This is a genomic window from Pedobacter agri PB92, assembly GCF_000258495.1.
Taxonomy (GTDB): Bacteria; Bacteroidota; Bacteroidia; order Sphingobacteriales; family Sphingobacteriaceae; genus Pedobacter; species Pedobacter agri.
This window is the reverse complement of record NZ_AJLG01000206.1, coordinates 1-7,960: the sequence shown is the minus strand read 5'-3', so window position 1 is coordinate 7,960 and position 7,960 is coordinate 1. Positions and strand designations below refer to the sequence as shown.

General features: G+C 38.9%; 9 protein-coding genes. 1 reads left to right on the top strand and 8 read right to left on the bottom strand.

Annotated features, from left to right (window positions below; genetic code table 11):
* Positions 1-301 precede the first annotated feature (301 nt).
* A complete protein-coding gene (locus tag ON09_RS20930; protein ID WP_010603024.1) occupies positions 302-1,060 on the top strand; it encodes a response regulator transcription factor in 759 nt (252 codons plus the stop codon).
* Positions 1,061-1,457: 397 nt separating this feature from the next.
* Here the strand turns inward: ON09_RS20930 and pruA are convergent, their stop codons facing one another.
* The 8 genes from pruA to ON09_RS20890 all read right to left on the bottom strand — a co-directional run.
* Positions 1,458-3,092, bottom strand: coding sequence for an L-glutamate gamma-semialdehyde dehydrogenase (gene pruA, locus ON09_RS20925; protein WP_010603023.1), 1,635 nt, complete (start codon positions 3,090-3,092; stop codon positions 1,458-1,460).
* 177 nt (positions 3,093-3,269) lie between these two features.
* Entirely contained in the window at positions 3,270-3,734 is a 465-nt protein-coding gene (locus ON09_RS20920; RefSeq protein ID WP_010603022.1) for a 4'-phosphopantetheinyl transferase family protein, read from the bottom strand.
* Positions 3,721-3,984 carry an acyl carrier protein gene (locus ON09_RS20915; protein ID WP_010603021.1) on the bottom strand — a complete coding sequence of 88 codons (264 nt, stop codon included), beginning with the start codon at positions 3,982-3,984 and terminating at the stop codon, positions 3,721-3,723. Before ON09_RS20915 ends, ON09_RS20920 begins: the two co-directional genes overlap by 14 nt.
* Complete coding sequence (locus tag ON09_RS20910; protein ID WP_010603020.1) at positions 3,977-5,257, bottom strand: beta-ketoacyl-[acyl-carrier-protein] synthase family protein; 1,281 nt, start codon at positions 5,255-5,257, stop codon at positions 3,977-3,979. Before ON09_RS20910 ends, ON09_RS20915 begins: the two co-directional genes overlap by 8 nt.
* Positions 5,250-5,696, bottom strand: coding sequence for a 3-hydroxyacyl-ACP dehydratase FabZ family protein (locus tag ON09_RS20905; protein WP_010603019.1), 447 nt, complete (start codon positions 5,694-5,696; stop codon positions 5,250-5,252). Before ON09_RS20905 ends, ON09_RS20910 begins: the two co-directional genes overlap by 8 nt.
* Before the next feature lies 1 nt (position 5,697).
* Positions 5,698-6,750, bottom strand: a complete 1,053-nt coding sequence (locus tag ON09_RS20900) for a type III polyketide synthase (protein WP_010603018.1) — start codon at positions 6,748-6,750, stop codon at positions 5,698-5,700.
* A complete protein-coding gene (locus tag ON09_RS20895) occupies positions 6,750-7,460 on the bottom strand; it encodes a methyltransferase domain-containing protein (protein WP_010603017.1) in 711 nt (236 codons plus the stop codon). Before ON09_RS20895 ends, ON09_RS20900 begins: the two co-directional genes overlap by 1 nt.
* On the bottom strand, positions 7,460-7,960 hold a 501-nt coding region (locus ON09_RS20890; RefSeq protein WP_029204525.1), incomplete at its 5' end, for an NAD(P)/FAD-dependent oxidoreductase. The genes ON09_RS20890 and ON09_RS20895, both read right to left, overlap by 1 nt.

The window sequence follows — 7,960 nt, the reverse complement described above, 5'->3', positions numbered from 1 at the left end:
ACCAGGATTTATGGCCAGCTCGCGGACGGTGTATAAAATTCCACGCTCAAAATGCAGAACATGCTGAATTTCGTGAACGATATAATGTCTGTCAATTCTTTTCAGGCTTTTTGGTTGGCCGCAGTTTGGACAATAATTAAAATTTAGTTCGGTCTTGCAGTTTATACAGTTCATTTTTAACTTGTGAAGTTCATTGTTACTTTTTGAATTGTTAATTATATTTTAGTTGCTGTTTAGGTTGGTAAAATTCTTTGTTGTAACTTGAAAAGTTGTTACACTTTAGTGTAATTTTAATATTTTAATGGATATAAAGAATACAAACCTGCTTAACAAAAATAGGTTAAGTGCAATAACTGATGCTAATAACAGCCTGTTAGATGGTTATTTGCAAGTAGTAGAAGCATTTTCGAAACTTACTTACCAAAGCGTATACGTTATCGATTATACAGAAATGAAATTCGAGTACGTGTCGCCGAATCCTTTATTTCTTTGTGGATATACAGTTGAAGAAGTGATGGGTTTGGGTTACGATTTTTATTTTAAAACAGTTCCTGAAAGCGATTTAAAACTTTTGGATTTGATTAATGAAGCGGGTTTCGATTTTTTTGACAGGCAGCCCGCAGATGACAAGAAATTATTCAGCATTACCTACGATTTTCACCTGACTCACAAAAATGGAAAATCGGTGCTGATCAACCATAAACTTACGCCACTTTTCTTAACGGAAGAGGGTAAAATGTGGAAAGCAATATGTCTGGTTTCCATTTCTCACAATCAAATGCCCGGTAACGTCGCCATTCATAAGGAGGGTTCGGATGCTGTTTGGTATCTAAATTTAGAGCAGCGAGTTTGGCAAAAATCATTAAAGCCAAAACTCACGGAACGCGAATTGGAAGTGCTGCGTTTGTACGCTCAAGGATTAACCATAAACCAAATTGCCGATAAAATTTTTGTTTCGCCCGATACCGTAAAGTATTACAGAAGACGGATTTTCGAAAATTTTCGCGTTACAAATATTGTTGAGGCACTAGCTTATGCAGTTAATAACAAATTAATTTAGCGTATTTGGTTTTAGAAAAACATCTTTTAGTGCCTTGCAGATGCTGAAGTCCCGCCTTTTGCTATAGCCCCGATAGAAAAAATCGGGGGCTGCCGCTTCTGTCTGGTTTAAGCTTAAAGGACTGTGCTTTTTACACCCTGCAGCCCTGAATAGTTGCAGAATCCAAATGTTTTAAACGGGATTGAAGCGGTATCTCCCGATTTTTCATCGGGAATTTAGCGTAAAGCCCGACTAACGATAATTGAAATACTGCCATTGCTTTCCAAGATCTTCAAAAAAGAAAAACCCTTGATTGCTCAAGGGTTTTAAAATATTTAGTCGTCGGATGAATATGAACAGGATGTCGATATTCATCCAAGACTTATTAAAGGGCTTGGTTTGTGTCTCCACAAATCAATTAATCTTCTGCTAAAAACGGGTAGCGATAATCAGTCGGCGATTCGAAAACTTCTTTAATGGTACGTGGCGAAACCCAACGCAACAAGTTAATCATTGAACCGGCTTTGTCGTTTGTACCTGATCCTCTGGCGCCACCAAATGGCTGCTGACCAACAACGGCCCCTGTACATTTATCATTGATGTAAAAGTTACCTGCAGAATTGCGTAAAGCATGGCTTGCTTTGTCAATCGCATAACGGTCTTGTGCAATTAAAGCACCCGTTAAAGCGTATGGCGAAGTGGTGTCAATTACTTCCAAAATCGAATCAAAATCCTTATCAGCATAAACGTAAACCGTCAAAACCGGACCGAACAACTCTTCGCACATGGTGGTATATTTCGGATCATCAACCACTAAAACAGTTGGCTCCACAAAATAACCTTTGTTCTTATCGTAATTTCCGCCAGCAATAATTTCTACGCCTTTATCCTGTTTTGCCTGGTCGATATATTTCGCCAACTTATCAAATGAACGCTCATCAATCACAGCATTAATGAAATTCGTAAAATCTTCAGTTCCACCCATTTTAAAGGTAGCCAAATCGCGTAACATCAACTTTTTAATTTCAGGCCAAAGGCTTTCGGCAATATAAACGCGACTAGCAGCTGAACACTTTTGTCCCTGATATTCAAAAGCACCACGAACAATTGCCGTACTTGCAATATCAGTTTGTGCTGAAGGGTGAACCAAGATAAAATCTTTTCCGCCAGTTTCGCCAACGATACGAGGATAAGATTTGTATTTATGGATGTTTGTTCCAATTGTTTTCCAAATTTCCTGGAAAACTTTTGTCGATCCAGTGAAGTGAATGCCGGCAAAATCAGGGTGGTTGAAAATGACATCGCCGGTTTCTGGTCCATCAGCGTAAACTAAATTTACTACACCATCTGGTAAACCAGCTTCACGGAAAATTTCCATTAAAAGGTTTGCTGCATAAACTTGTGTATCTGCAGGTTTCCAAACCACAACGTTACCCATCATCGCTGCTGATGCTGGTAAATTTGCTGCAATTGCCGTGAAGTTAAAAGGGGTTAGGGCGAAAACAAATCCTTCTAAGGGGCGTTGCTCTACTCTGTTCCAGCTTCCACGAGGTGAAACCGGAGGTTGTTGTTTGTAAATATCGCTCATGTAACTTACGTTAAAACGTAAGAAGTCAATCAGCTCGCAAGCGGCATCTATTTCTGCCTGGTAGGCATTTTTGCTTTGACCCAACATGGTCGCTGCATTCAATTTGTAACGATACTTGCCAGCAATTAAATCAGCAGCTTTTAAAAAGATTGCAGCTCTATGTTCCCATGAAAGGTTTTCCCAGTTTTCTTTCGCAGCTAAAGCGGCATCAATTGCTTGTTGAATATGTGTTTTATCGCCAATGCTATATTGCGCTAAAATATGTTGATGATCATGTGGTGGAACCACTTTACCCTTTTTCGCCGTATGAACTTGTTTACCGCCAATATACATCGGGATGTCTTGTTGGTGCGATCGAGCTTCAGCCAACGCTTCTTTTAAAAGAACACGTTCTTTACTGCTTGGGCCATAATTTAATATAGGTTCGTTTACCGGAGTGGGTACGTTAAAAAATCCTTTAAGCATATTTTATTTTTTATGATTTGGGCAAAGATAAGGCTTTTTGAGGGATGCAATTCTATTCTTCTGTAAAGAAAATGGGGGAATAGCCTTAGGGTAGCAACCACAATATACGGTGGTTATTATTTAAGTTGTGATGGTTAAAGTAAGAGTAATCAATTGTAAATATCAGCCGCAATTATTTTAATATGTCAATGCCAAATATTTTCCGTGATGGCTTACGCAAGCTGGCTTTGTATTCCTATAGTTTGAAAGATGATTTGGGAATTCGTAAATAGAGATTTTAATTTTATCTAGCTGATGCTGAACAGGAGATGAAATGGTGTGTAAATATGCTGAATTTATACTGCTTTTAGTAAAGTATATCGCCTTATCGATATTTACCATTCCTAATGTTAAATCTGCTTTGGATAAAATGCTACAAACTAGTTTTTTAGGCGCATACTCACGAATACCAGTTTTGCGGTTATGTATTTTATAGGCAGCCTCTTTCATGCTCCAAAGCAGCCAAACCATCACATCTGGATTTTCTGCCGATGAGACTAAGAATATTTCATTCGCATTAAAAATTTTGTCGAGATAACCTTTCCGCCTCCAGTTACTTTGGGTTTGAGCTAACAATAAATCAACAATATCATTCCCCTGCATTGTTCCCAAGCTTTGATTGTATCACATCAATAGTTGCCTGTACGGTGAGCATTTTTGCCATCGAATCATTGTCGATTTCAATACCAAATTTTTCTTCCACATCCAATACAATATCAACCAGGTTAGCAGAGTTAATTTTCAGATCCTTGATGAAATCTGTGTTTTCACTGAGCGTTTCAAGCACTATTGTTTCTTCGCTGTAGGGTTTGATGATCGTCTTCAGTGCTGCGATAATTGCTTCTTTAGTCATGATTATATTTTTTAAAAATTACACATACGTTGACATCGCCAAAGCCAAAACTAGCCTTCGCAACGATCTCTATTGGTTTATTAAAAAGTTTTTGCGGGATGCGGTTCTCATTGATCAAGGCAGTGATCTCGGGATTTAAGTCCTCGCAATTGATATTTGGAAAAATAAAACCATGCGTAAGCTGCAAAACTGCGGCTACGCTTTCGATACTGCCAGCTGCGCTGATACAATGGCCAACCATTCCCTTTAAAGAATTGATGTAAGGAAAATTCTCAGCTGTGGCGTTCAAAGCCATTTTCCAGTTCTCGATTTCAAGCGCATCTTTTGTTGTTGCCGTAAGATGTCCGTTAATTGCCTCAATTTCATCAGCACGAATTCCGGCATTTTGAATGGCATTTTTGATACATCGCTGAACAGCTTGTGGATTTGGAGCGGTCATAGTGCCTAAACCCCGCTGACCACCAGAATTTAACTCGCCGCCCAATATCTCGGCGTAAATTTTTGCTCCCCTGGCCAGTGCCGATTCAAGTGTTTCCAGTACCATGGCTCCGGCGCCACTTCCAGGTACAAAACCACTGGCCGTGGCACTTAAGGGTCTGCTTCCTTTTTCAGGTTCGTGATTGTGTTTAAACGTACAAACTTTCATGGCATCAAAACCACCCCAGATATACGGTCCGCTATCGCTGGTGCTCCCTGCCAGCATTCGTTTTGCTTTGCCAGACTTAATTCTTTCAAAGGCGAGTAAAATGCTTTCGGCTCCGGTTGCGCATGCAGAAGAGTTGGTACTGATTTGATTGCCCAAACCAATTTTGCCGCTAAGAAATGCACTCACGCCGCTGGCCATGGTTTGAATCACTACAGAACTTCCGATTTTTCGGATTTCCATATCATCAATTTTATTAATTGCCCATCTAAATTTGTCAATACCTGATGTTCCGGTTCCAAAAATGGTTCCGCTATCCCAGTCTGGTTCATCATCGGCGCTTTTTTCTAAACCAGCATCTTTCCAGGCATCTAAGCCCGCAATTACCCCATAAACAATTCCGGTGCTGTTTAAATTCCTAAGTTCAAGCGGTGAAAAATATTGAGCAATCCGCTCGTCGCTTAGTTTTGGCTTCCCAGCTATCTGGCAAGAAAAACCAAAGCGCTCTAGATCAGTCTGTTGGGTGATGCCTGAGATCCCATTTTTAATCGCGTGAGTAAATGAAGCGATGTCTGTTCCATTCGGGGCACATACGCCCAAACCGGTGATGACTACACGAGTGCTATTCATGGCCTTGGGAAAGTAACATTCCAGAAATAGTTCCTTTACTCACAATTTCGCCTTTAACGTTTTCCATCTTCACGCTACAACTTAATTTATTGAACCTAAAATATTTCTTTTCGCTACTTACCCAAACTTGTTCACCAGGGTAAACAGGTTGCATAAAATCAAGCGCACTGGAGGTCATGGCGAAGGCCAGATTTTTATCATTCAGCTGATCTTTTAACAGGAAAATTCCCAGGCATACCAAACCAATTTGAGCCATGGTTTCCGTTAAAATTACCGCCGGGGTGATCGGTTTGTTCTTAAAATGACTATCATAGAAATTGAGGTCTTTGCTGAAGGTATAAGTTCCTTTGACAAATTCCTCATTAACCTGCAAGAGCTCATCAACAAATAAAAATTCTTTTCCGTAAGGTAGCTGATTGATAATTTCCTGTGCATTCATATTACCATTGCAATAAAATTCTCTGTGCTGAAAAACCTGGTCCAAAACTTAACATTAAGCCTTTTTCTCCGGGCGCAGGCTTTTTATCCATATAATTTTCCAATACATATAAAACTGTAGCACTACTCATATTGCCGTAATGCTTCAAAACTGCTTTTGTTTCATCAATGTTTTTGCCCAATTTATTGAACAATTCTTCCACAAGCTGTATAATTTTTTTTCCCCCGGGATGGAAGATCAAATGGTCAATATCTTTAATATCTAAATTATTTTTTGCCAGAAATGGATGAATAATTTGTGGAAAATGTGATTCGATGGTATTTGGAACCTCCACATCTAAAACCATTTGCAGACCGGTATTAGTTAATTTAAAACCCATCATTTCTTCTGCATCATAAAAGTGATACATTTCTTCTGCAATAATTTCGGGGCCTGTATCTTTAGGGTCGGAACTTAGTAATACACATGCAGCGCCATCGCCAAAAATAGCAGCGCTAACAATGTTTGACATTGAAAAATCATTCAGTTGGAAGGTGGCAGAGGGTGATTCAACAGCTACAACAGCAGCCCTTTTGCCAGGATTTGCTTTTAAAAAGTTCTTTGCATAGATCATTCCGGAAACGCCAGCTGCGCAACCCATTTCTGTAACCGGCAAACGCACAATATCTTGACGGAGTTTAAGCAAGTTAATTAGATAGGCGTCTAACGATGGAATCATAATGCCTGTGCAACTTACCGTGATAATATAGTCTAAATCTTGTGGCTTCCAGTTTGCTTTTTCGAGTGCATTTTCTAAACATTTTGCACCTAGTTTGATCCCTTCACGGATATAAATGTCATTTCTGGCCTCGAAGCTCAAATCGCTAAAAACTTCTTCAGGCGACATAAAGGAATAACGCTTATCAACAGCAGCACCTTCAAAAATCTTTTTAACTTTTCTCACAAAACGCTCATCCTGATCTTTCAGCCAACCATCTAAAAAAGGAATAATATCTGCTGTTTCACGCCAAAATTCGGGTAAGGCCTTAGCCGCTGCTTTTACAATTACGCTCATTATGTTTTAATTATCCATTGGTATCTAAAAGCCCATTTCCATTTAATTGAACTTAATTTTAAATTTAATTTTCTGGCATATTCCAGCAGGTCTGCCTTTTTAAATCCGCGGAGGATGGAAATCAACCCATCGTCGCGAGACATATCATTTAACCGAAAAACGACGCATAACGCTCTAAAAAGTTTGTATGCCAAAGCACTACGGTGTAGGTCATTTATTACAATTCCAATTTTAGCAGATTGTTTCAGCCGAGTCATCAGTTTTATGATTTCATCATCTTTAAAATGATGCAAGGTTAGCGTACAGAGATAAATCTCGCACTCCTCTGTTCCCTGCAAGTCGTCGAATATATCGGAACATTCATAAATGATGTTCGGGTAAGATTCTGATAGCTTTTTAGCATGATCAATTGTAAACAGATTGGCATCAATACCCTTCAAAGTGAAATTTAAGTTTTCTTTATTTGCGTAGTCGGCTAAAGTTCTAAGCATATCGCCATTGCCACAACCTATATCAGTTATACGCACCAGTTGAGTTTTTGGTTTGCTCTTTAATAACGTTTTTACGCCTTCAAGAGTAACTTTATTTCCGCCGAGCAGCTTGTTGATGCTTGCAATCTTATCTAATGCATCACGTAACACTTCGCCTTCCATTTCAAAATCATCCATCAACTCTGGGGCATCGCTTCTAAATCTGGTATCTATCGGCATTAATTTACTGTTTTTATGGGTCGTCCGTGGGTATGTTTTATTATTTTATTTAGTACGAAAGGCATTGCAGTCATTGAATTTATGGCCAGTCGCTCACAAGTTTTGTGTTGCAGGATCATGCTTAATATCCTTCCAAACCTTAGCCTGCTTCCAAAAATTGTTTGCCAATTGGCCGAGTATTCGTTTTCTAAAGAACTTCTTGAAGTCTTATTTTCAGTTCTTTTCTGTATCAGTTCACTAACAATTTTCGCACTATGAATAGCCATTGCCATTCCATTTCCACATAAAGGATGAATTAAGCCAGCGGTATCACCAATCATTAACATATGGTCATATACCGGCTCTTTTTGATTAAAAGAGATTTGGCTGATAGTTAAAGGCGCATCAAAAATCATTTCAGCTTCTTCAAGTATTTTCTTTAAATTTTTATTTTGATAAAGCACATTTTCCTGATAAGCCTGAATATCCTTATGTTTTTTAAAGCTTTCATAATTTGCCAA